This window comes from Sphingomonas rubra (assembly GCF_900115745.1).
Lineage (GTDB): Bacteria > Pseudomonadota > Alphaproteobacteria > Sphingomonadales > Sphingomonadaceae > Sphingomonas > Sphingomonas rubra.
On record NZ_FOXP01000001.1, the window covers coordinates 274366 to 301117 of the forward strand.

The 26752-nt window shown below is 68.0% G+C and carries 27 protein-coding genes; 20 read left to right on the forward strand and 7 right to left on the reverse strand.

The genetic code is table 11. The features are described from left to right. Positions 1 to 11: 11 nt before the first annotated feature. The 4 genes from BM145_RS01350 to BM145_RS01365 all read right to left on the reverse strand — a co-directional run bounded on the left by BM145_RS01350 (position 12) and on the right by BM145_RS01365 (position 5308). Entirely contained in the window at positions 12 to 1397 is a 1386-nt protein-coding gene (locus BM145_RS01350) for an alpha,alpha-trehalose-phosphate synthase (UDP-forming) (RefSeq protein ID WP_177200043.1), read from the reverse strand. Beyond that, complete coding sequence (locus tag BM145_RS01355) at positions 1394 to 3187, reverse strand: glycoside hydrolase family 15 protein (RefSeq protein WP_177200044.1); 1794 nt, start codon at positions 3185 to 3187, stop codon at positions 1394 to 1396. Before BM145_RS01355 ends, BM145_RS01350 begins: the two co-directional genes overlap by 4 nt. After that, the gene (gene otsB, locus BM145_RS01360; protein ID WP_093330302.1) at positions 3184 to 3936 is read right to left on the reverse strand and encodes a trehalose-phosphatase; all 753 of its coding nucleotides are present in this window, start codon (positions 3934 to 3936) and stop codon (positions 3184 to 3186) included. Before otsB ends, BM145_RS01355 begins: the two co-directional genes overlap by 4 nt. Positions 3937 to 4030: 94 nt before the next feature. After that, entirely contained in the window at positions 4031 to 5308 is a 1278-nt protein-coding gene (locus BM145_RS01365; protein ID WP_093330305.1) for a Gfo/Idh/MocA family protein, read from the reverse strand. Between the two features lie 69 nt (positions 5309 to 5377). On the opposite strand from BM145_RS01365, the gene BM145_RS01370 reads away from it, so the two are divergent. Genes BM145_RS01370 through BM145_RS01410 form a run of 9 tightly spaced genes read left to right on the forward strand, consistent with a single transcriptional unit; the run spans position 5378 to position 14762 of the window. Further along, a complete protein-coding gene (locus BM145_RS01370; RefSeq protein WP_093330308.1) occupies positions 5378 to 6904 on the forward strand; it encodes an acyl-CoA carboxylase subunit beta in 1527 nt (508 codons plus the stop codon). Then, positions 6901 to 7320: a methylmalonyl-CoA epimerase gene (gene mce / locus BM145_RS01375; protein WP_093330310.1), complete on the forward strand. Its 420-nt coding sequence runs from the start codon at positions 6901 to 6903 to the stop codon at positions 7318 to 7320. Before BM145_RS01370 ends, mce begins: the two co-directional genes overlap by 4 nt. After that, positions 7320 to 8099 (forward strand): enoyl-CoA hydratase-related protein, encoded by a 780-nt coding sequence (locus BM145_RS01380; RefSeq protein ID WP_177200045.1) that lies wholly within the window; start codon positions 7320 to 7322, stop codon positions 8097 to 8099. The genes mce and BM145_RS01380 overlap by 1 nt, the downstream gene beginning before the upstream one ends. Before the next feature lies 1 nt (position 8100). Further along, the gene (gene scpA / locus BM145_RS01385; protein WP_093330315.1) at positions 8101 to 10449 is read left to right on the forward strand and encodes a methylmalonyl-CoA mutase; all 2349 of its coding nucleotides are present in this window, start codon (positions 8101 to 8103) and stop codon (positions 10447 to 10449) included. Next, positions 10446 to 11450 (forward strand): biotin synthase BioB, encoded by a 1005-nt coding sequence (bioB, locus tag BM145_RS01390; protein WP_093330318.1) that lies wholly within the window; start codon positions 10446 to 10448, stop codon positions 11448 to 11450. Before scpA ends, bioB begins: the two co-directional genes overlap by 4 nt. Continuing rightward, positions 11451 to 11684: a DUF4160 domain-containing protein gene (locus tag BM145_RS01395; protein WP_093330321.1), complete on the forward strand. Its 234-nt coding sequence runs from the start codon at positions 11451 to 11453 to the stop codon at positions 11682 to 11684. Beyond that, a complete protein-coding gene (locus BM145_RS01400) occupies positions 11668 to 11931 on the forward strand; it encodes a DUF2442 domain-containing protein (protein WP_093330323.1) in 264 nt (87 codons plus the stop codon). Before BM145_RS01395 ends, BM145_RS01400 begins: the two co-directional genes overlap by 17 nt. Positions 11932 to 11954: 23 nt before the next feature. Then, complete coding sequence (locus tag BM145_RS01405) at positions 11955 to 14096, forward strand: acetyl-CoA carboxylase biotin carboxylase subunit (RefSeq protein ID WP_093330326.1); 2142 nt, start codon at positions 11955 to 11957, stop codon at positions 14094 to 14096. A gap of 45 nt (positions 14097 to 14141) precedes the next feature. After that, positions 14142 to 14762, forward strand: a complete 621-nt coding sequence (locus tag BM145_RS01410; RefSeq protein WP_093330328.1) for a retropepsin-like aspartic protease family protein — start codon at positions 14142 to 14144, stop codon at positions 14760 to 14762. Here BM145_RS01410 and BM145_RS01415 read toward each other — a convergent pair. After that, positions 14759 to 16525, reverse strand: coding sequence for a cation:proton antiporter domain-containing protein (locus BM145_RS01415; protein WP_093330331.1), 1767 nt, complete (start codon positions 16523 to 16525; stop codon positions 14759 to 14761). The two genes, BM145_RS01410 and BM145_RS01415, sit on opposite strands and share 4 nt — an antisense overlap. 171 nt (positions 16526 to 16696) lie before the next feature. On the opposite strand from BM145_RS01415, the gene BM145_RS01420 reads away from it, so the two are divergent. Continuing rightward, entirely contained in the window at positions 16697 to 17329 is a 633-nt protein-coding gene (locus BM145_RS01420) for a DapH/DapD/GlmU-related protein (protein WP_218149595.1), read from the forward strand. Between the two features lie 79 nt (positions 17330 to 17408). Here BM145_RS01420 and BM145_RS01425 read toward each other — a convergent pair whose 3' ends face one another. After that, a complete protein-coding gene (locus BM145_RS01425) occupies positions 17409 to 18629 on the reverse strand; it encodes an NADP-dependent isocitrate dehydrogenase (RefSeq protein WP_093330333.1) in 1221 nt (406 codons plus the stop codon). A 152-nt stretch (positions 18630 to 18781) separates the two neighbouring features. Here BM145_RS01425 and BM145_RS01430 point away from each other — a divergent pair, with 152 nt between their 5' ends. From BM145_RS01430 to BM145_RS01440, 3 genes are read left to right on the forward strand one after another with little or no spacing between them, the layout of a single operon-like run. Beyond that, on the forward strand, positions 18782 to 19159 hold the full coding sequence (locus tag BM145_RS01430; protein WP_093330336.1) for a hypothetical protein: 378 nt from the start codon (positions 18782 to 18784) through the stop codon (positions 19157 to 19159). A 45-nt stretch (positions 19160 to 19204) separates the two neighbouring features. Beyond that, positions 19205 to 19927 carry a phosphatidylserine decarboxylase gene (locus BM145_RS01435; protein ID WP_093330339.1) on the forward strand — a complete coding sequence of 241 codons (723 nt, stop codon included), beginning with the start codon at positions 19205 to 19207 and terminating at the stop codon, positions 19925 to 19927. Continuing rightward, on the forward strand, positions 19924 to 20751 hold the full coding sequence (locus BM145_RS01440) for a CDP-alcohol phosphatidyltransferase family protein (RefSeq protein ID WP_093330341.1): 828 nt from the start codon (positions 19924 to 19926) through the stop codon (positions 20749 to 20751). Before BM145_RS01435 ends, BM145_RS01440 begins: the two co-directional genes overlap by 4 nt. Here BM145_RS01440 and BM145_RS01445 read toward each other — a convergent pair. Beyond that, positions 20690 to 20926, reverse strand: a complete 237-nt coding sequence (locus tag BM145_RS01445) for a hypothetical protein (protein ID WP_093330344.1) — start codon at positions 20924 to 20926, stop codon at positions 20690 to 20692. The two genes, BM145_RS01440 and BM145_RS01445, sit on opposite strands and share 62 nt — an antisense overlap. Positions 20927 to 21252: 326 nt before the next feature. Between BM145_RS01445 and rpsB the strand changes: the two genes are divergently transcribed. The 7 genes from rpsB (at position 21253) to uppS (ending at position 26707) form a co-directional block, all read left to right on the forward strand. Then, positions 21253 to 22089 carry a 30S ribosomal protein S2 gene (gene rpsB / locus BM145_RS01450; protein WP_093330347.1) on the forward strand — a complete coding sequence of 279 codons (837 nt, stop codon included), beginning with the start codon at positions 21253 to 21255 and terminating at the stop codon, positions 22087 to 22089. 81 nt (positions 22090 to 22170) lie between these two features. Beyond that, entirely contained in the window at positions 22171 to 23106 is a 936-nt protein-coding gene (gene tsf, locus BM145_RS01455) for a translation elongation factor Ts (protein WP_093330349.1), read from the forward strand. 278 nt (positions 23107 to 23384) lie between these two features. Then, positions 23385 to 23828 (forward strand): hypothetical protein, encoded by a 444-nt coding sequence (locus BM145_RS01460; protein ID WP_093330352.1) that lies wholly within the window; start codon positions 23385 to 23387, stop codon positions 23826 to 23828. Beyond that, complete coding sequence (locus tag BM145_RS01465; protein ID WP_093330354.1) at positions 23828 to 24553, forward strand: TorF family putative porin; 726 nt, start codon at positions 23828 to 23830, stop codon at positions 24551 to 24553. The genes BM145_RS01460 and BM145_RS01465 overlap by 1 nt, the downstream gene beginning before the upstream one ends. An 85-nt stretch (positions 24554 to 24638) precedes the next feature. After that, positions 24639 to 25373: a UMP kinase gene (pyrH, locus tag BM145_RS01470; protein ID WP_093330357.1), complete on the forward strand. Its 735-nt coding sequence runs from the start codon at positions 24639 to 24641 to the stop codon at positions 25371 to 25373. Then, complete coding sequence (gene frr / locus BM145_RS01475; protein ID WP_093330358.1) at positions 25360 to 25917, forward strand: ribosome recycling factor; 558 nt, start codon at positions 25360 to 25362, stop codon at positions 25915 to 25917. The genes pyrH and frr overlap by 14 nt, the downstream gene beginning before the upstream one ends. Before the next feature lie 73 nt (positions 25918 to 25990). Then, a complete protein-coding gene (gene uppS, locus BM145_RS01480) occupies positions 25991 to 26707 on the forward strand; it encodes a polyprenyl diphosphate synthase (protein WP_177200046.1) in 717 nt (238 codons plus the stop codon). Positions 26708 to 26752 lie beyond the last annotated feature (45 nt).

Genomic DNA, 26752 nt, shown 5'->3' on the forward strand with positions numbered 1-26752 from the left:
GGCGGTCGCTTTCACACCAGTTCCGGCGTCTTCGCCTCCAACGCGTCGAGGAACAGGCCGCACCACCAAAACACGTCCTCGCGGCGGACGCCTTCGATCAGAGCCTGCCAGCGGCGCAAGCGTTCCTCGCGCGGCATGGCCAGAGCGGTGACGATCGCGTCGGCCATCTCCTCGGCGCTGTAGGGATTGACCAGCACCGCCTCCGTCATCTGCTGCGCGGCGCCGGCAAAGACGGACAGGACGAGCACGCCGGGATCGGTGGGGTCCTGCGCGGCGACGAACTCCTTGGCGACCAGGTTCATGCCGTCGCGCAGCGGGGTGACCAGCGCGATGCGGGCGGAGCGGTAAATGCCGGCCAGTTCCTCGCGCGGGTAGCCGCGGTTGACGTAGCGGATCGGCGTCCAATCGATATCGGCGTACTCGCCGTTGATGCTGCCCGACAGCGCGTCGAGATCGGTGCGGATCGCCTGATAAGTATCGACCTTCTCGCGGCTGGGCGGCGCGATCTGGAGGAAGCTGGTCAGGCCGCGCCGGTCAGGATGGTTGGCGAGGAAACGCTGGTAGCCGAGGAACCGTTCGCGCAGCCCCTTGGAATAATCGAGCCGGTCGACGCCCACGACCAGCGCGCGGCCGGTGGCGGACATGTGCATCCGGTCGCGGGCGAAGCGGGCCTCCGCACTCTCGGCCGCGGCCTCGTACTCGGCGGTGTCGATGCCGATAGGCGCGACGATCGCGCGGATGCTGCGGCCGTCGGCGGTCACCGTCTCGCCATCCACGGTGCCGCCCATCATGCTGGTGACGTAGTGGTGGAAGCTGTCGAGCCAGTCGGCGGTGTGAAAGCCGACCACGTCGTAGGCGAACAGCGACTCGACCAGCTGCCGATGACTGGGCAGTGCGGTGAGCAATCGCGTCGGCGGCCAGGGCGTGTGGAGGAAGAAGCCGATCCGGTTGGAGACGCCGCGTTCGCGCAGTTTCCGCCCGAGCGGGATCAGGTGATAGTCATGGACCCAGACGAGGTCCTCCTCGCCGACCAGCGGCAGCACGGTGTCGGCGAAACGATCGTTGACGCGGGCGTAGCCGCCGGCGAAGTCGCGCTCGAACTCGGTCAGGTCGATCCGGTAGTGGAACAGCGGCCAGAGTGTGCGGTTGGCGAAGCCGTTGTAATATTCGTCGATATCCTGTTCCTCGAGGTCGATGGTCGCGGTGGTGACGCCGGCGCCCTCGTGCCGGTGGATGTTGCCGGTGAAGCTCTCCACCGTGTCGCCCGACCAGCCGAACCACAGGCCGCCATGCTCGCGCAGCGCCGCCTGCAGCGCGACGGCGAGACCGCCCTGGTTGCCGCTCTCGCCGCCCTTGGGCACCGCGACGCGGTTGGAGATGACGATCAAGCGACTCATCGCACCGAACTCCAGGGTTTGCTGAGCAGGCCGGCACAGTTGATGAGGCCGACCAGCGAGTACGTCTGCGGGTAGTTGCCCCACAGCTCGCCCGTCTTCGGGTCGATATCTTCCGACAACAGACCGGCGGGGGTGCGGCGGGCGACCATCTCCTTGAACAGGGCGCGCGCGTCCTCGTCGTCTCCGGTGGCGTGCAGCGCCTCGATCAGCCAGAAGGTGCAGACGTTGAAGGCGGTCTTCGGAAGGCCGAAATCGTCCTCGGTGTCGTAGCGGAGCATGGTGGAGCCCCGCCGAAGCCCCTTCTCCACCGCGTCCAGCGTACCGAGGAAACGGGGGTCGTCGGGCGCGAGGAAGCGCAGGTCGAGCAGCTCGATCAGGCTGGCATCCAGGTCGTCGCCCTCGAAGGTCGCGGACATGCGGTTGGTGTCGGGGCGCCAGGCGGCCTTCTCGATCCGGGCGCGCATGGTGTCGGCGCGGTTGCTCCAGAAGGCGGCGCGCTCGGTCAGGGAGAGCGCGCGGGCGGCGGCGGCGATGCGGTCGCACGCGGCCCAGCACATGGCGGCGGAGTAGGTGTGGACGGCAACGCGGGTGCGCAGTTCCCATAGGCCCGCATCGGGTTGGTCGTAGACCTGCCACGCGCGCTCGCCGATCCGTTCCAGCTCGGCGAACTCGGCGGCGGTGGCCATGCGGTAGAGGCGGGTATCGTGGAACGCCTGCACGGCCGACAGGACGATCTGGCCATAGGCGTCGTGCTGCACCTGGACCGCAGCCTCGTTGCCGATGCGGACCGGGCCCATGCCGCGATAGCCGGGCAGCCGCTCGGCGATCCGCTCGGGCAGGCGCTTCTCGCCCGCAACGCCGTAGAGCGGCTGGATGTGGCCGTCCTTGGCGTCGTCGACGATGTCGGCCAAATAGGCGAGATAGCCTTCGAGCACGTCGAGCGCGCCCAGCCGGTTGAGCGCCTGCACCGTGTAATAAGCGTCCCTGATCCAGCAGTAACGATAATCCCAATTACGCCCCGAATCGGCGTGCTCGGGCAGCGAGGTGGTCAGCGCCGCGACGATCGCGCCGGTCTCCTCGTGCTGGCAGAGTTTCAAGGTGATGGCGGAGCGGATGACGACATCCTGCCATTCAAGCGGGATGGCGAGGCCGCGGACCCAGTGGCGCCACTCGTGCGCGGTCCGCTCCAGCATCACCTCCAGCTCGTCGTTGAGGCGACCCTGGAAACTCTCGTCGGGGCCGAGGAAAAAGTAATGGGGGGCGGTCAGCCGGAAGAACGTCTCCGCCCGCAGCCGGTCGATCGAGGCGAGGGTGGTCAGCCGCAACGTCATGTCGCGCATTAGGTAGCGCACATGGTTGGAGCCGGTGGTGATGCTGGTCGGCTCGCCCCAATCGGTCGCGACGCGCAGGCGGACGCGGATGCGCGGGCTGCCGGAAACGGGGCGGACGATGCGCGCGAAGGCGGTCGGGCGGTAGGGGCGGCCCATCCGGTCGTAGCGGGGGCAGAAGCTGGTGATCTCCACCGCATTGCCGTCGTCGTCCTCGTGCCGGGTGACGAGAATGGGCGTGTTGCGGACGTAGGACTGGGTGGTGCGCACCGCCCCCTCCATCTCGATCGCCCAGAAGCCGGTTTCCGGCTCCACCCCGTTCTCGCCGCCGTCGAGCAGCGCGGTGAAGGCGGGGTCTCCGTCGACGCGGGGAACGCAGCCCCAGACGAAGCGGCCATTCTTGTCGATCAGCGCCGAGACCTGGCAATTGCCGATCGGCCACAGGTCCATGTCGGCGATCATGCCGCCTGCTCCGCCGCGTCGGCGAGCCGCGCGAGCCAGGCATGGACCGCGGGCACGCCATCGAGCCGGTAGGAGGCGCGCGTCGCCCGTGGCGGATCGACCAACACGCCGGCACCGCCCCGCTCCGCGGCGGCAGCGAACCCGTCCTCGTCGGTAAGGTCGTCGCCCAGGAACCAGGGGATCGTGCCGGCCATCGCCGGCGTCTCGAGCAGCGCGTGGACGGCGGCGCCCTTGTCGCCGGGCAGGCGGACCTCCACCATCATCTTGCCGCGATTGGCGTGGAGCCCGTACTGGGCGGCGACCCGCTCGGCCATCGCCACCGCGTCCGCCTCGCGCTCCGGATGGGCGCGGAAGTGGAGGGTGACGCCCAGCGTCTTGGCCTCGAACAACAGCCCCTCCAGATCGGCATAGGCGGCGAGTTCGGCGGCCGCGTGTTCCAGCGCCTCCGAGCGATCGGGGCGGACATGCCCTTGCGCGGGTGTGCGCCGCTCGGCGCCATGGCTGCCGGCGACCGCGACCTGGTGCAGACAGCCGGAAAGAAAGCCGTCGAGCTGCGCGATCGACCGGCCGCTGACCAGCGCGACGCGGCCGGGCATGGCGGCCGATAGACGGGCGAGCAGCGTGCCGACCACCTCCTCGACGACGATCCCGTCCGGCGTCGCGGCGAGTTCGACGAGGGTGCCGTCGAAATCGAGAAAGAGGCTGGCGGTCGCGGGATCGGGGAGCGGCGGAGGGAGCAGGTCGGTCATTACGGGGGAGAACCGATCGGGGTGCTGGCCTGTTCCCGCGGCCGCGTCGTCGAGGAGTCATGGACTCTGGATCGAGCTCGAACTGACCGGCGCGCTATGCCGGCGGTCCGCGGAACACGTCCTTGCCCGGATATGCTTTCAGCTTGACCGGACGGCCGGTGCGCGCGCTCTCGTAGATCGCCTCCATCACGACATGGTCCTGCAATCCTTCCTCGCCCGGCGTGCGCGGGCGGCGGTCCTGGAGGATGCAGTCGGCCATGTGGTCGATCTCCGCGGCGAATTGGTTCCGCGGCGGGATATTGACCTGTTGCCGCTCGTCCATCTCGCCGACATTCTGCGCGACGAACATCTGCTGCCCCCGGTAGCGATAGGCGCCCGGCATATCGAGCGTTGCCGTCGCGAAATTGAGCTTCTGCGACTTGTCGTCGCGCGCGCCGTAGCTGGTCAGGCACTGGGCGATGAAGTTGGATGGGAAGCGCATCGTCCAGGCGACCGTCTCCTCCACCTCCGCGTATCGCGGGTCGCCCGGCGGCGAGAACTGCTCGGCATAGACCTCGACCGGCTCCTCCGCCGTCAGGAAGCGCGCGGTGTTGACGCAGTAGAGGCCGATATCCGGGAGCGAGCCGCCGCCCGCCAGCGCTTTCTTGTGTCGCCACTGCTCAGCGCCGGTGGGGGCGACCGTCTGCGTGTTGGTCATGGTCGCGCCGACCAGGCGACCGAACGTCCCTTCCTGCACGAAGCGGCGGGCGCGCTGGTTATAGGGTTCGTACTGGATGCGATAGGCGATCATCAGCTTGACCTTGGCTTGCTCGCAGGCGGCGATCATCGATCGCGCCTCCGCCGCCGAATTGGCCATCGGCTTCTCGCAGAGGACGTGCTTGCCTGCCTTTGCGGCGCGCTCGACATATTCGCGGTGCATGCCGTTGGGCAGCACGATGTACACCGCTTTGATCGTCGGATCGTCGCGGATGCGATCAAAGCCCGCGTAATCGTAGCAATGATCGGCCGGCACGCCGTATTGCGCCGCGACGGTGCGCAGCTTGTCGGGACTGCCGGAGACGAGGGCAGCGAGCTTCGCCTTCTTGCACTCGGCGAAGGCAGGCAGGATCTCCTCCAGGCTGAGGCGGCCGAGCGCGACGACGGCGAAGCCGACACGCTCCGCCGGCGGCATCGGCGCGGGGGGCGGCGGGGATTTCGGGTCGGCCGCGCCGCGCCATCCCGGGAAGGTCACCTTGCCGCCCTCCACCTGGCCGCGGTCGACGGACGAGGGCGGAGGCAGCCGCTGCGCGTCGGCGGCGCGGCCCCCGAGAACCAGACCGGCAGCGGCGCCGGAGAGTTTCAGGACGAAGCGGCGATCGATGCGGTCGGTCATAAAGGCCTCAACGCCGGAATTGCTTTCCCGTGCCGTCTGTTGGAAGGGGAGTCGCACAAAGGAGAGGCCATGTCGTCCACCATCGCCGAACTCGCGCGTCGTCGCGAAGCCGCCCGCGTCGGCGGCGGGGAGAAGCGCATCGCCGCGCAGCACGCCAAGGGCAAGCTGACCGCGCGCGAGCGGCTCGACGTGCTGCTCGATGAGGGCAGCTTCGAGGAGCTCGACATGTTCGTTGAGCATAATTGCGTCGATTTCGGCATGGAGGCGCAGGTGATCCCCGGCGACGGCGTGGTCACCGGATCGGGCACGGTCAACGGCCGGCTGGTGTTCGTGTTCTCCCAGGACTTCACCGTGTTCGGCGGTTCCCTGTCGGAGCGGCACGCCGCCAAGATCTGCAAGATCATGGACATGGCGCTGAAGGTCGGCGCGCCCGTGATCGGCCTCAACGATTCGGGCGGCGCGCGCATTCAGGAAGGCGTTGCCTCGCTGGGCGGCTATGCCGAGGTGTTCCAGCGCAACGTGCTGGCGTCGGGCGTGGTGCCGCAGCTCAGCCTTATCATGGGCCCGTGCGCGGGCGGCGCGGTCTACTCGCCGGCGATGACCGACTTCATCTTCATGGTGAAGGATTCGAGCTACATGTTCGTCACCGGTCCCGACGTGGTCAAGACGGTGACCAATGAGGTGGTCACGCAGGAGGCATTGGGCGGAGCGGTGACGCACACCACCAAGACCAGCGTCGCCGACAACGCGTTCGAGAACGACGTCGAGGCGCTGCTGGCGGCCCGCGACTTCATCGATTTCCTGCCGCTGTCGAACCGCGAGGGCGTACCCGAGCGGCCGACCGCCGACGCGTGGGACCGGGTGGAGGACAGCCTCGACACGCTTCTCCCCGCCTCGGCCAACCAGCCCTACGACATGCACGAGCTGATCCGAAAGGTCGTCGACGAGGGCGACTTCTTCGAGACGCAGCCGGCGCACGCCGCCAACATCATCACCGGCTTCGGCCGCATCGAGGGTAAGACGATCGGCGTCGTCGCCAACCAGCCGATGGTGCTCGCGGGCGTGCTCGACATCGCGTCGTCGAAGAAGGCCGCACGGTTCGTGCGGTTCTGCGACGCCTTCGACATCCCCATCGTGACCTTCGTCGACGTCCCCGGCTTCCTGCCCGGCACCGCCCAAGAGCATAACGGCATCATCAAGCACGGTGCCAAGCTGCTCTTCGCCTATGCCGAGGCGACCGTGCCCAAGATCACCGTCATCACGCGCAAGGCGTACGGCGGCGCCTACGACGTGATGGCGTCCAAGCACCTCCGCGGTGACCTCAACTACGCCTGGCCGACCGCCGAGATCGCGGTGATGGGCGCCAAGGGGGCAGTCGAGATCATCTTCCGGGGCAAGACGCCCGAGGAGATCGCCGAGCGCACCGCCGAGTACGAGGCGCGCTTCGCCAACCCGTTCGTGGCGGCGTCGAAGGGCTTCATCGACGAGGTGATCCAGCCGCACTCGACCCGCCGCCGCATCGCGCTCGGCCTGCGCAAGCTCAAGAACAAGGCGCTGGAGAATCCGTGGAAGAAGCACGACAACATCCCGCTATGACCATCGGCCGCCTCAACCATGTCGGCGTCGCGACGCCGTCGATCGAGCGGTCGGTCGCGATCTACCGCGACCTGCTCGGCGCGACCGCGATCGGCGAGCCGTTCGACCTGCCGGCACAGGGCGTACGCGTGTGCTTCGTCGACGTGCCCAACACGCAGGTCGAGCTGATCGAGCCTTATGACGAGACCTCGCCGATCGCGGGATTCCTCAAGAAGAACCCGGCGGGCGGGCAGCATCATCTGTGCTTCGAGGTGGCCGACATCCACGCCGCCGTCGCCGACATGAAGGCCAAGGGCGCGACCGTGCTCGGCGAGCCGCGCATCGGCGCGCACGGCACGCCGATCGTCTTTCTCCACCCGCGCGATACCGGCGGCGTGCTGATCGAGTTGTTGGAAACTCCCGGGGATCACCATTGATGGCCGAGCACATCCTGGTCGAGCGGCGCGGCGACGTGCTCGTGCTGACGCTGAACCGGCCGGATCGGCTGAACGCCGCGCCGCCGGCGATGTTCGAGGAGATCGCCGCCGCCCTCGCTGATCTGGGTGGCGCCCGTGCGGTGCTGATCCAGGGGGCGGGGCGGGCGTTCTGTTCGGGCGCGGACGTCGGTGGCGGTGCGCTGAACGCGGACGATCCGGGAGCAGCCACCTTCGCGGCGCTGACCGGCAGTTACAATCCGGCGATGCTGGCGCTGGCGGACCTCGACGTGCCCGTGGTCAGCGCGGTGCGCGGGCCGGCGGCGGGGATCGGGTGCAGCCTGGCCCTGGCGGCGGATTTCTGTGTCGCCTCCGACACCGCCTATTTCCTTCAGGCATTCGTCAATATTGGGCTGGTGCCCGACGGTGGCGCGTCGTGGATGCTGCCGCGGCTGATCGGCCGCGCGCGGGCGACCGAGATGATGATGCTGGGCGAGCGGGTGCTGGCGGCCAAGGCGTACGATTGGGGCATGATCCACCGCCTCGTCGCCGACGCCTCGCTCGACCATGACGCATTCGCGCTGGCCGAGCGGCTCGTCGCCGGACCGACGCGGGCTTACGGGGCGATCCGGCGCCAGCTCCACGCCGCCTACGAGGGCGACTACGCCGCCGCAATGGCGCGCGAGGCGGACAACCAGCGCGCGATGCGCGGCACCGCCGATGGTGCGGAGGGCGGCCGCGCCTTTCTGGAAAAGCGGAAAGCGGAGTTCAAGGGCGCGTAGCATGGCCGAGATCGAGACCAACACCGGCGAGGACAGCGGCGCCGCGCCGACGACACCGCACCAGCCGGAGCCGTCCGCGCAGCCGACGCTCGCCAAGTGGGAAGCCGCCGCGGCGAGAGAGGTGAAGGGCAAGGACCTGACCTGGGCGACGCCCGAGGGGATCGACGTCAAGCCGCTCTACACCGCCGCCGACGTGACTGCCGATCCGGGCCTGCCCGGTTTCGCCCCCTTCACCCGCGGCGTGCGCGCGTCGATGTACGCGGGGCGGCCGTGGACGATCCGCCAGTACGCCGGCTTCTCGACCGCGGAGGAGTCGAACGCCTTCTACCGCCGCAATCTCGCCGCGGGGCAGAAGGGGCTGTCGGTGGCCTTCGACCTCGCCACGCACCGCGGCTACGACAGCGACCATCCCCGCGTCACCGGCGACGTCGGCAAGGCGGGCGTCGCGATCGACAGCGTCGAGGATATGAAGATCCTGTTCGACGGCATCCCGCTCGATCAGATGTCGGTGTCGATGACGATGAACGGGGCGGTGATCCCGATCCTCGCCTTCTTCATCGTCGCGGGCGAGGAGCAGGGCGTCGACCGCAAGCTGCTCGACGGGACCATCCAGAACGACATCCTCAAGGAGTTCATGGTCCGCAACACCTACATCTACCCGCCCGAGCCGAGCATGCGGATCATCTCGGACATTTTCGGCTACACGTCGCGCGAGATGCCCAAGTTCAACAGCATCTCGATCAGCGGCTATCACATGCAGGAGGCGGGGGCGACGCAGCTCCACGAGCTCGCCTTCACCATCGCCGACGGCATGGAATATGTGAAATACGGCGTCGCGTCGGGCCTCGATATCGATAAGTTCGCCGGACGCCTGTCGTTCTTCTTCGCGATCGGCATGAACTTCTTCATGGAGATCGCCAAGCTCCGCGCCGCGCGCGTCCTCTGGCACCGCGCGATGACGCAGCTGGGCGCCAAGGACGAACGCTCGAAGATGCTGCGCACGCACTGCCAGACGTCGGGCGTCTCGCTGACCGAGCAGGACCCCTACAACAACGTCATGCGCACCACGATCGAGGCGATGGCGGCGATGCTGGGCGGCACCCAGTCGCTCCACACCAACGCGCTCGACGAAGCGATCGCGCTGCCCACCGACTTCTCCGCCCGGATCGCGCGCAACACGCAGATCGTGATCCAGGAGGAGACGGGGATGACCAAGGTCGTCGACCCGCTCGGTGGCTCCTATTACGTGGAGAGCCTGACCCAGAGCCTCGTCGACGGCGCGTGGGAGATCATCGAACGCGTGCAGGCGGAGGGCGGCATGGCCAAGGCGGTCGCCGCCGGCTGGCCCAAGGCGATGATCGAGGAAGCCTCCGCCGCCCGCGCCGCACGCGTCGACCGGGGCGAGGACGTGATCGTCGGCGTCAACAAGTACCGCAAGGCGGACGAGGACCCGATCGAGATCCTCGACGTGGACAACGTCGCGGTGCGCGAGGCGCAGGTCCGCCGGATCGAGCGGGTCAAGGCGACCCGCGACGAGGCCAAGTGCCGCGCGGCGTTGGATGCGCTGCGCGAGGGCGCGCGCGGCGGCCTCGTACCTCCCCGGAACGGGGAGGTTGACCAGCCGCAGGCTGGTGGAAGGGCAGCCACGAACAACGACGCTGCTGGGCTGCTTCTCCACCATCCGGCTGCGCCGGACGGTCCCCCTCCCCGCGAACGGGGAGGACAGGAGAAGAACCTCCTCGCCCTCGCCGTTGAATGCGCCCGGCACCGCGCAACGCTGGGCGAGATCTCCTCGGCGATGGAGGACGTGTTCGGCCGCTACGGCACCCAGCCGACGCCGGTCAGCGGCATCTACGGCGGCGCCTATACCGACGATGCGCGCTGGACCCGACTGGAGGAGGGCGTCGAGGCGACCGAGCGGCGACTGGGCCGCAAGCCCCGCATGCTCGTCGCCAAGATGGGGCAGGACGGGCACGACCGCGGTGCCAACCTCGTCTCGTCGATGTTCGGCGACCTGGGGTTCGAGGTCGTCCCCGGCCCGCTGTTCCAGACTCCGGCCGAGGCGGCGACGCTGGCGATCGACAGCGACGTCGACGTGGTCGGCGCCTCCAGCCTCGCCGCCGGCCACAAGACGCTGATCCCCGAGTTGATCGGCCATCTGCGCGACGCCGGTCGCGCCGACATTCGCGTCGTCGCCGGCGGCGTGATCCCCGCGCAGGATTACCAGGCGCTCCGTGATGCGGGCGTGCAGGCGATCTTCGGCCCCGGCACCAACCTCATCCAAGCTGCCGAGGAGGTCCTTCGCCTGCTCGGCCACAACATGCCTCCCGAAAGCGAAGCCGCCGAATGACTGCCATCGACCAGACCCGCACCGACTGGAACCGCGACGAGATCGCGGCGCTCTTCGACCTGCCCTTCACCGAGCTCGTGTTTCGCGCGGCCGAGGTGCACCGCGCGTACCACGACGCTGGCGCCGTGCAGATGTCGACGCTGCTGTCGATCAAGACCGGTGGCTGCCCGGAGGATTGCGGTTATTGCTCGCAGTCGGTCTCGGCCGACAGCAGCGTCAAGGCGACCAAGCTGATGGATGTCCGCGCCGTGCTCCAGGCCGCGGCGCAGGCGAAGGATGCCGGCTCGACGCGCTTCTGCATGGGCGCGGCGTGGCGCAATCCCAAGGACCGCGACATGGACGCAGTGGTCGCGATGATCGAGGGTGTGCGCGGCATGGGACTGGAAACCTGCATGACACTCGGCATGCTGACGCCCGCCCAGGCCGACCGCCTCGCGACGGCGGGGCTCGATTACTACAACCACAATATCGATACGTCGCCCGAGCGCTACGGCGACGTCATCACCACGCGATCGTTCGCCGATCGGCTCGACACGCTGGAGACGGTGCGCGCGGCGGGGATCAACGTCTGCTGCGGCGGCATCGTCGGCATGGGCGAGACGCGCGAGGACCGCGTCGGCTTCGTCCACGCGCTCGCCACGCTTCCCGAACATCCCGGCAGCGTGCCGATTAACGCGCTGGTGCCGGTCAAGGGCACCGTGCTCGGCGACATGCTCGCCGACACGCCGATGGCCAAGATCGACGAGATCGAGTTCGTCCGCACCGTCGCCGTCGCGCGGATCGCGATGCCCGAGAGCATGGTCCGCCTGTCCGCCGGTCGCGAGAGTATGTCGGACGAGACACAGGCGCTCTGCTTTCTCGCCGGCGCCAACTCGATCTTCACCGGCGACAAGCTTCTCACCGCCGCCAACGCTGGCGACGACAAGGACGGCGCGCTGTTCGCGAAGCTGGGGCTGCGACCGATGCAGGCCGAGTGCCGGCTGGCGGAAGCGGCGGAGTGAATGCCGACGGTGCTGCGGATCGGCGCCTTCCGCTTCTACTTCTACAGTCACGAGCCGAACGAGCCGCCGCACGTCCACGTCGATCGCGGCGAGGCGACGATCAAGACATGGTTGGCCTCGTTGGACGTAGCGAAGAGCCGCGGGTTCCGCGCGCACGAGATCGGTGGCATCGTCGCGATGGTCGACGAACATCGCAGCCGCTTCCTGGAGGCGTGGCATGAACATTTCGGCTAGGATCACCGACGAGCGCGTGCTCGACGTCCGCTTCGACGAGGCGAGCCTGATCGTCGACCTGATGGACGGCCGAACGATTTCGGCACCCCTCGCTTGGTATCCGCGTCTGCTGAACGCGACGCCCGAGCAGCGCACCAATTGGCAGAGGGCAGGGGCAGGCTACGGCCTCCATTGGCCCGATATCGACGAAGACCTCAGCACTGACGGCCTGTTGCGGGGAGCACCCGCCGTAAGCCGGGCTGCGTAACCGAGGCGGGAGGAAAAGCCTGAATGTTCAAGAAAATCTTGGTCGCCAACCGCGGCGAGATCGCGTGTCGGGTGTTCCGCACCGCCAAGCGGATGGGGATCGCCACCGTCGCGGTCTACTCGGACGCGGACGCGCGCAGTCCGCACGTCCTCATGGCCGACGAGGCCGTGCGGCTCGGGCCGGCGCCGGCCGCGGAGAGCTACCTCAACCCCGACCTGATCCTGCTCGCCGCCAAGGAGACGGGGGCCGACTGCATCCATCCCGGCTACGGCTTCCTATCGGAGCGCGAGAGCTTCGCGCGCGCCTGCGCCGACGCGGGCATCGCCTTCGTCGGCCCGCCGCCGAACGCGATCGCGGCGATGGGCGACAAGATCGAATCGAAGAAGCTCGCCAAGCAGGCCGGCGTCAACGTCGTGCCGGGCTATCTCGGTGAGATCGCCGACACGGACGAGGCGGTGCGGATCGCGACCGACATCGGCTGTCCGGTGATGATGAAGGCGTCGGCGGGCGGCGGCGGCAAGGGGATGCGGCTCGCCTGGTCGGAGGCCGACGTGCGCGAGGGGTTCGAGGCGACCAAGCGCGAGGGGCTTGCGTCGTTCGGCGACGACCGCGTGTTCATCGAGAAGTTCATCGAGAGCCCGCGCCATATCGAGATCCAGCTGCTCGGCGACCAGCACGGCACCGTCCTCTACCTCGGCGAGCGCGAATGCTCGATCCAGCGCCGCCACCAGAAGGTGGTCGAGGAGGCGCCGTCGCCCTTCGTCAGCCCAGAGATGCGCCGCAAGATGGCCGAGCAGGCGGTCGCGCTCGCCAAGGCGGTCGGCTATTACTCCGCCGGCACCGTCGAGCTGATCGTGTCGGGCGCCGACACCAGCGGTGACAGCTTCTACTTCCTGGAGATGAACACCCGTCTCCAGGTCGAGCATCCGGTGACCGAGGCGATCACCGGGCTCGATCTCGTCGAGCAGATGATCCGCGTCGCGGCGGGCGAGAAGCTGGCATTCGGCCAGAAGGACGTGGCCCTCAACGGCTGGGCGATCGAGAATCGCGTCTACGCCGAGGACCCTTACCGCGGCTTCCTGCCGAGCATCGGCCGCTTGGTCCGGTACAATCCCCCCGAGAGTAGCGAGACGCCATACGATCCTCCCCATTCATGGGGAGGTGGCAGCAGCGAAGCTGCTGACGGAGAGGGCGGGCCGCAGGCGGGGCGCTCGTGGACGCCGCCGTCCGCCACCGACGTGCCGTCGGCGGTCCCCCTCCCCGTACACGGGGAGGACCGAGGGTCAGCCTACGTCCGCGTCGACGACGGCGTCGCCGAAGGCGGCGAGGTGTCGATGTTCTACGACCCGATGATCGCCAAGCTCGTCACCTGGGCGCCCACCCGCGAGGAGGCGATCGACACGCAGATCGCCGCGCTGGACGCGTTCGAGATCGAGGGGCCGGGCACCAATCTCGACTTCCTGTCGGCGCTGATGCAGCACCCGCGCTTTCGCGAAGGCGCGCTCACCACCGGCTTCATCGCCGAGGAATATCCCGACGGCTTCACCGGCGCGCCCGCCTCTGCCGCGTTGCTCCGCACGCTCGCCGCGGTCGCCGCTTTCGCCGCCACCGCGCACGCCGACCGCGCGCGGCGGATCGACGGCCAACTCGGTCGCCGCCTGCCGCCGCCGGGCGAGTGGGTGGTGCGGATCGCGGGTGTCGACCACCATGTCGCGGTCCTCGCCGACGAGATCGCGGTCGACGGCGAACCGCTCGACCTGGCGATGGCCTATACGCCCGGCGACCGGATGGTGGAGGTCGATCAGGGCGACGACGCGCTCTCGATCCGCATCGCGCCCGTGTCCGCGGGCTTCCGCCTGTCGACCCGCGGTGCCGCGCACGTCGCCCGCGTGTTGCCTGCGCGCGTCGCGCCTTACGCCGAACATCTGATCGAGAAGGTGCCGCCAGATTTGTCGCGCTTCCTGCTCGCGCCGATGCCGGGCCTGCTCGTCCGCTTGGACGTGGGCGAGGGCGACCGGGTGGAGGCGGGTCAGCCGCTGGCCGTGGTCGAAGCGATGAAGATGGAGAATATCCTGCGAGCCGGAAAATCGGGCACGGTCAAGACGGTCACGGCGGCGGCGGGCGAGAGCCTGGCGGTCGATCAGGTCATCCTGGAACTGGAATAGCGTCGGTCAGCCTTCGTACAGGCATGAAGCGATAAGGGTCGGCCCATGCTTCCCGATCTGGGTCCGCAAGGGCCGCTCTACCTGGCGATCGGCGCGGCGATCCTCGCGATCGCGATCGCGCGCCGCATCCCCGTGCTCCGTACGCTGGTGTCGATCGCCGGCTGGCTGGTGCTCGCCGGGTTGCTCGTCGTCGTGCTCGGCCAGCGCGAGGCGTTCGATCCCTATCTCGGCGGCATTGCCGCGGCGCTGAAGCTCGACGGGCAGGAGGTGGTCGGCGGCGAGACGCGCATCCGCCAGTCGCCGGACGGGCATTTCTGGGTGCGGGTCAGCGTCGGTGGGGTCACGCAGCGCATGCTGGTCGACAGCGGCGCCACCGTCACCGCTCTGTCGGCACGCACCGCGTCGCGGATGGGGCTGCGCCCGAGCGAGGGGCTGGTACCGGTGCTGCTGACCACCGCCAACGGCACGATCCGGGCGCAGACGGTAACCATTCCCGAACTCCGGTTGGGCAGCATCGTCGCGCACGACCTCTCCGCGGTGGCCTCGCCCGCGTTCGGCGAGGTCAACGTGATCGGCATGAACTTCCTGTCGCGGTTGAAATCGTGGCGGGTGGAAGGGCGAACGCTGATCCTGGTGCCGCACCATCCGCAAGCCGACGCCGTCTAGGCGGGATCGCCCAGCCGTCGCACCCGCCTGATCCGCGGCTCGCGCTCCAGCGCCGCCTCGCGCCGGATGACCTGGCGCAGCTCGTCGCGCTTCTCGTGGATGGAGGCGATCACCGGTCCCATCGCGACGCCCAGGTCGACCAGCACCGCCTCCGACAGTTGCAGCGAGCTTTCCAGCGTCTCGGGCACCGCGTCGGTGACGCCCGCCTTGTACAACTCGGCCGCGTGGGCGGCGTCGCGGGCACGGGCGACGATGGTCAGGGCCGGCGCCGCCTGGCGGATGCGCCTGGCGAGACGGACGGTCAGCACCGGATCGTCCATCGTCAGGATCAGCGCGCGCGATTCCGCCAGGTTGAGCCGGTCGACCAGCTCCCCGCGTGCCACGTCGCCGAACAGCACGGGGTAACCCTGCCGCCGCGCCTCGGCGACCGCGTCGATGTCCGCCTCGACCGCCAGATAGGGCTGGCCGTGCACGGTCAGCATGTCCGCGACCATGCGCCCCACCCGGCCGAAGCCGATCAGCACGGTGCGCGCCTCCTCGCCCTCGTCGACCGGCTCGGCCGGCATTCCCGCCTCGATGTCGCGCGACAGTCGGCGTCCCGCCTTGGCGAGGAGCGGCGTCAGCGTCAGGCCGATCGCCGTTACCGTCTGCCAGAAGGCGGCCGTCGAGGGCAGGATCAGCTGCGCCTGCGCGGCGGTGGCGAGCACGATCAGCGTCGTCTCGGACGGACTGCCCATCAGCAGCCCCGTTTCCGCCGCGACGCCGACCCGCGCACCCGCCACGCGCAGCAGCAGGAAGGTGACGATCGCCTTGGCCGCGACCACGCCGATCACCGCCGCCGCCAGCGACGGCCAGTTGGCGAGCACCGATTGCAGGTCGACGCTCATGCCCACGGTGATGAGGAACACGCCGAGCGCCAGCCCCTTGAACGGCGCGGTGATGACCTCGACCTCGCTGTGATACTCGGTCTCGGCGATCAGCAGGCCGGCGAGCAGCGCGCCGACGATCGGGGACAGCCCCGCCGCGGTGGTTGCGACCGAGGCGACGATCACCACGAGCAGCGATGCGGCCAGGAACAATTCCGGGCTCTTGGTCCGCGCCGCCTGCTCGAACAGCGGCGGCAATACGATGCGCCCGCCGACGAACAATGCCGCCACGGTCAGCCCTCCACGCAACCCCACCGAGGCGAGCCCTTGCCACCCGTCCGCCGCCGTGGGCGCCATCGCCCCCAGCGCGAAGATGATCGGGACCAGCGCCAGATCCTCGAACAGCAGCATCGAGAACGCGCCGCGCCCGACCGGGCTGGTCGTGCCGACCAGCGGCAGCACCAACGCCGTCGACGACAGCGCCAAGGCGAGGCCCAGCCCCGCCGCGCCCGCCCATTCCTGGCCGATCAGGTGCAGCGCGATCCCGATCAGCGCCGCCGAGCCGAACAATTCCGCCGCGCCGGTGCCGAACACCTGTCGCCTGAGCGCCCACAATCGCCGGAACGACAGCTCCAGCCCGATCGAGAACAGCAGCAGCACGATCCCGAACTCGGCGAACGGCGCGATCGATTCGGCATCGGTGATGGTGACGTAATAGAGCCACGGTACCCGCGGCGTCAGCGCGCCGAGCCCGTGCGGCCCGACCAGCATGCCGACGAGAATGAAGCCGATGACGGGGCTGACCCGGAACCGAGCGAACGCGGGAATCACCAACCCCGCCGCGCCGAGGATGACGAGCGCGTCGGAGAAACCGTGATTGTCGAGTTCGATGGCCATGGGGAGCGTTAGAGCGGATGCGGCGGGTCGTGTCAGCCCGTTCAGTGGAGCCAAGACGAAAGCGCCCATATATGACCGGCGCGACAGCGGCGATCCGAGCAGCTTAGGCGACGGTTGGCGGATCGCCTAACGACCGACCCAGGCAGAACTTGAACGCCGAAGGAGGATGGAATGACAGCGGTGTATGCAATAGATCGCTTCATAGACGCGTGGGCGACCTCGCCATTCGGCAGAGTCGACATGGCGCCATGGCTCGTCGTGCAACAGGCCGAGCAATTAATCCGGCAAACCTTGTCGACGCTCGGCTCGGACTACAAGGTGAGCGCTGATTTCGGCGTGCACCGTTCCGCTATCGTTGAGGAAGGCGCAATCCTTAAAGGACCGGGAGTCGTTGGGCCGGGCTGCTTCGTTGCCGCTGGCGCATACCTCCGTGGGGGCACGTATTTGGGTGAGGGATGCACGATTGGGCCGGGGTCCGAGCTGAAAACCAGCTTCATGTTTCCCGGCTCAAAACTTGCGCACCTGAACTTTGTTGGAGACTCGATCATCGGAAGTGGGGCGAACATCGAAGCAGGGGCAATGATCGCCAACTATCGCAACGAACTTGCCGACAAGAAAATTCGGATCGTCTTTGCTGGGGAAGTCATCGACACGGATGTGATTAAATTCGGTTCTCTGATCGGTGACAATGTACGGATCGGTGCCAACGCGGTCGTTGCGCCAGGAGCGCTAATCCCACGAAACAAGATGATTGGCCGTCTCCAGCTTATCGATCAATATCCTTACGAACAGGACACCGGATGACGACGGGCACGAACTTTCGTGCCCGAGAGAATATTGATGAACAGAAGGGAGGCCACCAACGCAGCCTCCCCAGTGTTCGTTACGCCCAGCTGCCCATCTTCGCTTCCAGGTTCACGCGAACCTGCTCGAAGAACTGCTCCGTCGTCATCCACGGCTGATCCGGGCCGATCAGGATCGCGAGATCCTTGGTCATGTGGCCGTTCTCGACCGTCTCGATGCACACGCGCTCCAGCGTCTCGGCGAACTTGGTCACCTCGGGCGTGTCGTCGAACTTGCCGCGGTACTTCAGGCCGCCGGTCCAGGCGAAGATCGACGCGATCGGATTGGTCGACGTCGCCTTGCCCTGCTGGTGCTGGCGATAGTGGCGGGTAACGGTGCCGTGCGCGGCCTCCGCCTCCACCGTCTTGCCGTCCGGCGTCAGCAGCACCGACGTCATCAGGCCGAGCGAGCCGAAGCCCTGTGCCACCTGATCCGACTGCACGTCGCCGTCGTAGTTCTTGCAGGCCCAGACGAACTCGCCGTTCCACTTGAGCGCGGAGGCGACCATGTCGTCGATCAGGCGATGTTCGTAGACGATGCCGGCTTCCTTGAAGCGATCGGCGAACTCGGCCTCGAACACCTCGGCGAACAGGTCCTTGAAGCGGCCGTCATACGCCTTCAGGATCGTGTTCTTGGTCGACAGGTACAGCGGCCAGCCGCGGCCGAGACTATAGTGCATCGAGGCGCGCGCGAAGTCGCGGATCGAATGGTCGAGATTGTACATGCCCATCGCGACGCCCGCCTCGGGGAAGTCGAACACCTCGTAATCCTGCGTCTCGCCGTTCGTGCCGGTCCACTTCATGGTCAGCTTGCCCGGGCCGGGCACCAGGAAGTCGGTGGCCTTGTACTGGTCGCCGAAGGCGTGGCGGCCGACCACGATCGGGTGCGTCCAGCCGGGGATCAGGCGGGGGACGTTCTTGATGACGATCGGCTCGCGGAAGATCACGCCGCCCAGGATGTTGCGGATCGTGCCGTTGGGCGACTTCCACATCTTCTTCAGGCCGAACTCCTCGACGCGTGCCTCGTCGGGCGTGATCGTCGCGCACTTCACCGCGACGCCGTATTTCTGCGTCGCCTTGGCCGAATCCACCGTCACCTGATCGTCGGTGGCGTCGCGATGCTCGATGCCGAGATCGTAGTAATCGAGCTCGATATCGAGATAGGGCTTGATGAGCCGCTCGCGGATCCATTCCCAGATGATCCGCGTCATCTCGTCGCCGTCGATCTCCACGACGGGCGTCTTCACCTTGATCTTGGCCATGTTCTCTCTTCCTGGGCGTTGAGGGTTGGCCGCCGCGATAGGGGAGGGGGCAGGGGGGATCAACCGCCCCGATGCCGCGGCGGCGGGGGGATGCGCGAGCGTCCCGGCGCGGCTATGGCCGCCCGCCACCCCGCGGATCACGGAGCTGTTCGATGCGTCTTTCCCTGCTGCTGCCGCTCGCCGCCGCGGCCTCGCCGGCGCTCGCCGACACGCTGCCCCTTGCACGCGGCGCCTATGTGGAGCGGGGCGATGCTTGTGCCGACGCGCCCAACGCGGTGATCCGGCGTTACGACGGGCAGGGCATCGGCTCCAGCAAGGTGGGCCGGTGCACCGGTCGCGTGCTGGTGCATATCCGACGGCGCTACACGCTGCGGCAGAATTGTGAGCAATATGGCGACCCGCGCGGAAGGCGGTTCCGCGCGACCGATAACGTCAAGGTGCGCGTCGATGGACGCACCAGCTTCACCGATCTGAAGACCGGCACGCACTATCGCCTATGTCCGGGGCTGCACCCGGCATCGCGGTCGTGACGGACGCTTGTTGTCAGTGATGGCCATGGTGGGTACACCCCGGCCATGTCATCGCTTGAAAAGCCGCCCCTCACGACCACCACCGTCAAGTGGCGCTTTCCCGCCGTCCACCCCGAAGGCCGCAAATATGTCGCCATCAGCGTCGGTATCACGCTGCTGCTGACGATCGTGTCCAACGTGTTGTTCTGGCCGATGGTCGGGCTGACGATCTGGGTCGCCACCTTCTTCCGCGATCCCGTGCGCACCACGCCGGTCGGCGACGACCTGATCGTCGCGCCGGCCGACGGCCTGGTCACCATGATCCAGCGCGTCGCCATCCCGCGCGAACTGGTGGCCGAGCTGGGCGAGGCGCCGCTGATGCGGGTGTCGATCTTCATGTCGGTGTTCGACGTTCACATCAATCGCACGCCGATCGCGGGCACCATCCGCCAGGTCGTCTACATCTCTGGCAAGTTCCTCAATGCCGACCTCGACAAGGCATCCGACGAGAACGAGCGCCAGCATTTCGTCGTGGAGGGACGTGACGGCCGCCGTATCGGCTTCACCCAGATCGCCGGCCTGGTCGCGCGTCGCATCGTCGGCTTCGCCAAGCCGGGCGACATGGTCGCGGTCGGCCAGCGGGTCGGCCTGATCCGCTTCGGCAGCCGCGTCGACGTCTATCTTCCCGACGACTGCGTGCCGCAGGTCACGCTCGGCCAGCGATCGATCGCGGGTGAGACGGTGATCGGCCGCGTCGGCGGCGTGCCCGTGCACGGGATCAGCCAGTGAGCGAGGATCAGGTCGGCAGTCCACGCCGCTACCCGCGGCTGCCGCGTCGTCCGCGCGGGCTGCCGCTGCGCGCGGTCGCGCCCAACGCGGTCACCGCGCTGGCGCTCTGCTCCGGCCTGTCGGGTGTACGCTTCGCGATCGGCGGCGAGTGGGAGCGTGCCGTTGCCATGATTATGGTCGCCGGCGTGCTCGACGGCATCGACGGCCGCATTGCCCGGCTGCTGCGCGGGGAGAGCCGTTTCGGCGCCGAGCTCGACTCGCTGTCGGACGCGATCTCCTTCGGCGTGTCGCCGGCGCTGATCCTGTATCTCTGGTCGCTGTCGGCGCTGCCGCGGCTCGGCTGGATGGCGAGCCTCGTTCTCGCCGTCTTCTGCGCATTGCGCCTAGCCCGCTTCAACGCCCAGATCGACGAGACCGAGCAGCCGCATAAGTCCGCCGGCTATCTCACCGGCGTGCCCGCGCCGGTCGGGGCGGGACTGGCGCTGACGCCGCTGTTCTTCTGGCTGTGGACGGACGAGCCGATCTTCGCGTCGCCCTATCTGGTCGCACCCTGGACCGCGTTCGTCGCGATCCTGATGGTGTCGAGCGTCGCGACCTTCTCGTGGAAGTCGCTACGCCTGCGCCGCAACATCCGCTTCGAGGCATTGGCGGGAATCGTGCTGTTGTTCGCTGCGCTGGTCGTTGCCCCCTGGCACACGCTGAGCGCGGTATCGACCATCTACCTCGCGCTGCTGCCGTTCAGCATGGCGAGCTATGCTCGGGTCAGGCGGCTTCGCGCATCCGGCGGATCGGCGCGGGAACCGGTGCCGACGCCCAGCGCCTGACGGCGATCCGACGCTCGGCCATCGCGAGTTGCCCGAGCGGGGAGAAGCCTTGCTCGACCTGGCCCGCCGCCAGCCGTACGATGCGCCGCCATTGCGGGCCGATGGCCACCGCGATGACGCCGGCCGACAGCGCGAATGCGCCGGTGAAAACCAAGATGCTGATCACTGCCATCATGTTCGCCTCCCTGATGCGAACGTCATCAACTGACCATCGCAAACCGTTGAAATGCGACAGGGTTCCGTCGGGCGTTAAGATAACCGTAACTTCTGCGCTCCGTAGCACCGAAGTTGCGGCGAATCGCGCTCCGTCCTCCTGTTGAACACGGTATGTTCCTATATCGTTCCAGGTGTCAAGCGGCCGGAGAACGGTTGCGCTTTGCGGCTCGATCGGCTACCGGGCGCGCCTCAACTCCGCATGGGAAGCATCACCAACCGGTGCGCATGGCTTCGAGCCGCCGCGTCATCCGCTTCCCAGAGGCTTAACCGGAAAGGAATATCCCTATGGCGGCACCTGTCGTCAGCATGCAGCAGCTCATCGAGACCGGCGCGCACTTCGGCCACCAGACCCACCGCTGGAACCCGAAGATGAAGCCCTACATCTTCGGCGACCGCAACGGCGTCCACATCCTCGACCTCTCACAGACCGTGCCGCTGTTCGCGCGCGCGCTGGAGTTCGTGTCGTCCACCGTCGCCGGCGGCGGCAAGGTGCTGTTCGTCGGCACCAAGCGCCAGGCGCAGGAGCCCGTGGCCGACGCCGCGCGCCGCGCCAACCAGCATTTCGTCAACCACCGCTGGCTGGGCGGCATGCTCACCAACTGGAAGACGATCTCGAACTCGATCAAGCGCATGAAGTCGCTCGAAGAGCAGCTCTCGGGCGACACCCACGGCCTCACCAAGAAAGAAGTCCTCCAGCTCACCCGCGAGCGTGACAAGCTTGAGCTGTCGCTCGGCGGCATCCGCGACATGGGCGGCGTGCCCGACGTCATGTTCGTGATCGACGCGAACAAGGAAGAGCTGGCGATCAAGGAAGCCAACACGCTCGGCATCCCGGTCGTCGCGATCCTCGATTCGAACGTGTCGCCGGACGGTATCGCCTTCCCGGTCCCCGCTAACGACGACGCCGCGCGCGCCATCCGCCTCTACTGCGAGGCGATCGCCATTGCCGCGACCCGTGGCGGCCACGAGCAGCAGCGCCGCTCGGGCGCCGACCTCGGCGCGATGGCCGAGCCGGTGCAGGAAGAGGCGATCGGCACCGATCCTGCGATCGACACCAACGTGAACGCCGAGGGCGACGTGATGGCCGCCGCGGCGGAGGGCGAGCGTCAGATCGACGCCTAAGCTTCACGATTGAACGCTACGCGGGCGGGGTGGGCGACGATGCTCCGCCCCGCCCGCACTCACATTCAAGAGGATAGAGACATGGCCGATATCACGGCAGCGATGGTCAAGGATCTGCGCGAGAAGAGCGGCGCGGGCATGATGGATTGCAAGAAGGCGCTGAACGAGACCGCCGGCGACATGGATGCCGCGATGGACTGGCTGCGCACCAAGGGCCTTGCTGCCGCCGCCAAGAAGTCGAGCCGCACCGCGGCCGAAGGCCTCGTCGGCGTCGCCACCGCGGGCACCAAGGGCGCCGCGGTCGAGGTCAACTCGGAAACCGACTTCGTCGCCAAGAACGACCAGTTCCAGCAGTTCGTCCGCGAAATCACGCAGGTCGCACTCGCGACCGGTGACGACGTTGAGGCGCTGAAGGCCGAGAAGATGCCGTCGGGCACCACCGTCGAGGAAGTGCTGACCAACAACATCGCCACGATCGGCGAGAACCAGTCGCTGCGCCGCGCCAGGCGCCTCGAAGTGTCGCAGGGCGCGGTCGTCTCCTACGTCCACAACCAGCAGTCGGCGGGCCTGGGCAAGATCGGCGTGCTCGTCGCCCTCGAATCCGACGCGTCGGACGAGGTGCTCCAGGGCCTCGGCAAGCAGCTCGCCATGCACATCGCCGCCGCCTTCCCCAAGGCGCTGAACGAGGAAGACCTGGACGAGGCCGAGATCGAGCGCGAGCGCGCGATCGCGACCGAGAAGGCGGCTGAGAGCGGCAAGCCTGCCGACATCATTGCCAAGATGGTCGAGGGCGGCATCGCCAAGTACCGCAAGGAGCACGCGCTGGTGAGCCAGCTGTTCGTGATGGACGGCAAGACCAAGATCAGCGACGTGGTGGCGAAGGCCGGCAAGGATGCCGGGACGACCATCGTGCTGAAGGACTATGTCCGCTTCCAGCTCGGCGAAGGCATCGAGAAGGAAGCTTCCGATTTCGCGGCCGAGGTCGCTGCCGCTTCGGGCGTGCCGCAGGGCAACTGAGGCCCCGACTCTCCTTTCTCGAGGAGAGAAAGTGCCGCAGAAGCGGAAGAGTGAAGGCGTTTCGAGAGGGCTCCGGTGTGAACCGGAGCCCTTTCCTGTGGGATTCGGCGCGAGCCTCGACGGCGAGTATGTCGCGTCGTGCCGCTCGTGATGGAACGTTGGTTCATTGTCATACCCGTTTCTCTTGCAACCACCGGCCGGCTTGGCGATTGAGTCTTCATTGGCGCCGTGAGCGTCGGATGCCGCCGGAAACATCCGGCCGCTTGAGGATAGGTGCCGTGAAGCTGTTGCCCATCGTCGCACTCACGCTCGCCACCACCGCGTCGCCGGTGATGGCGCAGGACCACGTGGTCACGCTCGACCATCGCAGCGGGTCCGTCGAGGCCCGCTATCGCGGTGCGGTGATGGTCACCCATCGCCAAATCGGCGCCGTCGCGCCGGGCGGTCGCGCATCGACGCTACGCTGCACCTGGCACGCCGATCTCGCCGTGACGCGTGAGGCGCGCGGGACTGTCGGTATCGCGGCGTCGCGTTCGTTCGGTCGCGATGGCCTGTTCGCGGGCAGTCGCCCCGGCTGGTGTGACACTGCGCGTCGCGCGATCGCCGATGAGGTCGCTTCGCGCGCGGGCGAGGTCGATACGCACCTCCGCGCGCTTGCGCAGGAGGACCACGCGCCGCTTCGCGCCGAGCTCGATCGACTGCACGCGGGTATCGGCGCCTGATGAGGATCGTGCCGGCTGTCGCGACCCTGCTCCTCGTCAGCGCACCCGCGACGGCGCAGACGTTGCGCGGCGGGGTGGAGGCGACGAACGACGAGGTCCGCCGCGGCCTTAGCTGGTCGCAGGGTCGCGCCTCGATCTCCGCCGACGCTGCCGCCACCATTGGTCCGGTCGATGCCAGCGTCCGCGTCGCCGCGTTGCGCGGGTCGGCGCGCCACGCCGACGCGGATGGCGTCGCCGACTTGACCCTCGGCACGGGTTGGGACCTGGGCACCGTCCGCCTCCGTGCGACGGGGATCGGCCACCTATTCTTCAACGCGGATAGCAAGATGGACTATGCCGAACTCGGCGGCTCGGCGAGCTACTCGCTGGGGCCGGCGCGGGTCACTGCCGGCGCGCTCTACGCACCGTCGCAGGACGCGATCGGCGGCAGCAACCTTTATCTTTACGCCGGTGCCGATGCGGGCATTCCCGGCACGCCGCTGACCGCTGTGGCGCAGCTCGGCCGGTCGTCCGGCGAGGTCGACGACCCCGTTCGCGCGCAGCGACTGCGGCCGGGTGGGCGCTACGTCGACTGGCGGCTCGGCGTCGAGCATCGCAGCGGCCCCGTCACGCTGGGGCTCGATTATCTCGGTACGGACGTGGCGCGGCGCGATGCCTTCGGCCCCTTCGCCAACGGCGCGCACGTCGGCGATCGCCTGGTCGGTCGCGCCCGCTTTGATTTCTGACGGGCAAGGGCCGGGGCGATGACGGTTGCGGCTGCCATCACCCCCGCCTAAGGTCGCCGCCGCTTTCCCGTACAGTCGAGTGTCCATGACCGCCCCATTCAAGCGTATCCTGTTGAAGCTGTCCGGCGAGGTCCTGATGGGGGAAGGGGGGCTGGCCATTGACCCTCTCGTCACCGCCCGCGTCGCCGAGGAGATCGCTGGCGTCCGTGCGCAAGGGTACGAGCTGTGCGTCGTGGTCGGCGGCGGCAACATCTTCCGCGGCCTCTCCGCCGCGGCCAAGGGGATCGAGCGCGCCACCGCAGATTATATGGGCATGTTGGCGACCGTGATGAACGCGCTCGCCGTGCAGAACGCCCTGGAGCAGATCGGCGTGGATACGCGCGTCCAGTCGGCGATCCCGATGGCCTCTGTCTGCGAACCGTTCATCCGTCGCCGCGCCGAGCGTCACCTGGAGAAGGGGCGCGTGGTGATCTTCGCTGCGGGGGTCGGCAGTCCGTTCTTCACCACCGACAGCGGCGCCGCGCTGCGCGCCGCCGAGATGAAGTGCGACGCGCTGTTCAAGGGCACCAGCGTCGACGGCGTGTACGATGCAGACCCCAAGAAGGTGCCTGGCGCCAAGCGCTATCAGACGGTCAGCTTCAACCGCGTCCTGTCCGACGACCTGAAGGTCATGGACGCGTCCGCGGTGGCGCTGTGCCGCGACAACGACATTCCGATCGTCGTCTTCAACATCCGCGAACACGGCAACTTCGCCGCGGTTCTGGCGGGTGAGGGCGTGTCGACGATCGTGCAGCAGGAGAAGACTGATGCCAGCCTATGATAAAACCGATATCCAGCGCCGCATGGCGGGCGCGGTCGAGGCGCTGAAGCACGACCTGGGCGGCCTGCGCACCGGTCGCGCATCGACGGTGCTGCTCGATCCGGTGACGGTCGAGGTGTACGGCAGCCACATGCCGCTGTCCCAGGTCGCGACCGTGTCGGCGCCCGAGCCGCGGATGCTGTCGGTGCAGGTGTGGGACAAGTCGAACGTCGGTCCCGTCGAGAAAGCGATCCGCTCCGCCGGACTCGGCCTCAACCCGATCAGCGACGGCCAGACGCTGCGCCTGCCGATCCCCGACCTGACCGAGGAGCGCCGCAAGGAACTCGCCAAGCTCGCCAGCCAGTACGCCGAGAAAGCGCGCATCGCCGCCCGTAATGTGCGCCGCGACGGCATGGACTCGCTCAAGGTCGACGAGAAGAAGAACGTGATGGCCGAGGACGAGCGCAAGCGCCACGAGACCGATCTCCAGAAGGTGACGGACAAGACCATCGCTGACATCGACGCCGCGTCGTCGGCGAAGGAGAAGGAAATCCTGGGCAAGTGACCGGCGAGCAGCGCCAGCTGCTTAGCTCATGCCAAGGGCATGAGCGGTCGGTTGCTCCGCCGGAGGCGCGACCATGAGCAGCGCTCCGATCCTCTCCGCCGTGCCCGACGTCGCCGTGGTGCCCCGCCACGTCGCGATCATCATGGATGGCAACGGTCGCTGGGCGAAGCACCGCCATCTTCCTCGCCTTGCCGGCCATAAGGCGGGCGTGGAGGCGGTGCGCCGCGTCACCCGCGCCGCGCGCGCGATGGGGATCGAGGCGCTGACCCTCTACACCTTCTCCAGCGAGAACTGGCGCCGACCAGCGGAGGAGGTCGGCGACCTGATGGGCCTGCTGCGCCTCTTCATCCGCTCCGACCTGGCCGAACTCGCGCGCGAGAACGTACGGCTGCGCATCATCGGCGACTGGCGCGCGCTCGCGCCCGATCTCGTCCAGCTGATCGAGGATGCGGTAATGCGTACCGCCGGCAACACCGGGCCGATCCTAGCGATCGCGCTCAATTACGGTGCGCAGGCCGAACTCGCCGCCGCGGCGCGCCGCCTGGCCGAACGCGGTGCCGCCATCGACGAGGCCGCGATCGAGGCGGAGCTCGACACTGCTGACCTGCCGCCGCTCGATCTGGTGGTGCGCACCAGCGGCGAGCAGCGATTGTCCAATTTCCTTCTCTGGCAATCGGCCTATGCCGAGCTGCTGTTCGTCGACACGCTCTGGCCCGACTTTGATGCCGACGCGCTCGCCGATGCGATCGCGGTCTTCGGCCGGCGTCAGCGTCGATACGGCGGCCTGTGACCCCCGAGGCGCCGTTGCGCACGCCCGACGCGAAGTTCCGTACGC

Bases quoted from the DNA above. Each gene is read 5' to 3' on its own strand.
- BM145_RS01395 (WP_093330321.1), top strand. From the start codon at position 11,451: ATGCCGACGGTGCTGCGGATCGGCGCCTTCCGCTTCTACTTCTACAGT.
- BM145_RS01435 (WP_093330339.1), top strand. From the start codon at position 19,205: ATGTCATCGCTTGAAAAGCCGCCCCTCACGACCACCACCGTCAAGTGG.
- BM145_RS01355 (WP_177200044.1), bottom strand. From the start codon at position 3,187: ATGATCGCCGACATGGACCTGTGGCCGATCGGCAATTGCCAGGTCTCG.
- bioB (WP_093330318.1), top strand. From the start codon at position 10,446: ATGACTGCCATCGACCAGACCCGCACCGACTGGAACCGCGACGAGATC.
- pyrH (WP_093330357.1), top strand. From the start codon at position 24,639: ATGACCGCCCCATTCAAGCGTATCCTGTTGAAGCTGTCCGGCGAGGTC.
- BM145_RS01400 (WP_093330323.1), top strand. From the start codon at position 11,668: ATGAACATTTCGGCTAGGATCACCGACGAGCGCGTGCTCGACGTCCGC.
- BM145_RS01465 (WP_093330354.1), top strand. From the start codon at position 23,828: ATGAGGATCGTGCCGGCTGTCGCGACCCTGCTCCTCGTCAGCGCACCC.
- BM145_RS01410 (WP_093330328.1), top strand. From the start codon at position 14,142: ATGCTTCCCGATCTGGGTCCGCAAGGGCCGCTCTACCTGGCGATCGGC.
- BM145_RS01415 (WP_093330331.1), bottom strand. From the start codon at position 16,525: ATGGCCATCGAACTCGACAATCACGGTTTCTCCGACGCGCTCGTCATC.
- BM145_RS01425 (WP_093330333.1), bottom strand. From the start codon at position 18,629: ATGGCCAAGATCAAGGTGAAGACGCCCGTCGTGGAGATCGACGGCGAC.
- scpA (WP_093330315.1), top strand. From the start codon at position 8,101: ATGGCCGAGATCGAGACCAACACCGGCGAGGACAGCGGCGCCGCGCCG.
- BM145_RS01445 (WP_093330344.1), bottom strand. From the start codon at position 20,926: ATGATGGCAGTGATCAGCATCTTGGTTTTCACCGGCGCATTCGCGCTG.
- rpsB (WP_093330347.1), top strand. From the start codon at position 21,253: ATGGCGGCACCTGTCGTCAGCATGCAGCAGCTCATCGAGACCGGCGCG.
- otsB (WP_093330302.1), bottom strand. From the start codon at position 3,936: ATGACCGACCTGCTCCCTCCGCCGCTCCCCGATCCCGCGACCGCCAGC.
- BM145_RS01365 (WP_093330305.1), bottom strand. From the start codon at position 5,308: ATGACCGACCGCATCGATCGCCGCTTCGTCCTGAAACTCTCCGGCGCC.
- mce (WP_093330310.1), top strand. From the start codon at position 6,901: ATGACCATCGGCCGCCTCAACCATGTCGGCGTCGCGACGCCGTCGATC.
- BM145_RS01420 (WP_218149595.1), top strand. From the start codon at position 16,697: ATGACAGCGGTGTATGCAATAGATCGCTTCATAGACGCGTGGGCGACC.
- uppS (WP_177200046.1), top strand. From the start codon at position 25,991: ATGAGCAGCGCTCCGATCCTCTCCGCCGTGCCCGACGTCGCCGTGGTG.
- BM145_RS01350 (WP_177200043.1), bottom strand. From the start codon at position 1,397: ATGAGTCGCTTGATCGTCATCTCCAACCGCGTCGCGGTGCCCAAGGGC.
- tsf (WP_093330349.1), top strand. From the start codon at position 22,171: ATGGCCGATATCACGGCAGCGATGGTCAAGGATCTGCGCGAGAAGAGC.
- BM145_RS01370 (WP_093330308.1), top strand. From the start codon at position 5,378: ATGTCGTCCACCATCGCCGAACTCGCGCGTCGTCGCGAAGCCGCCCGC.
- frr (WP_093330358.1), top strand. From the start codon at position 25,360: ATGCCAGCCTATGATAAAACCGATATCCAGCGCCGCATGGCGGGCGCG.
- BM145_RS01380 (WP_177200045.1), top strand. From the start codon at position 7,320: ATGGCCGAGCACATCCTGGTCGAGCGGCGCGGCGACGTGCTCGTGCTG.
- BM145_RS01405 (WP_093330326.1), top strand. From the start codon at position 11,955: ATGTTCAAGAAAATCTTGGTCGCCAACCGCGGCGAGATCGCGTGTCGG.
- BM145_RS01430 (WP_093330336.1), top strand. From the start codon at position 18,782: ATGCGTCTTTCCCTGCTGCTGCCGCTCGCCGCCGCGGCCTCGCCGGCG.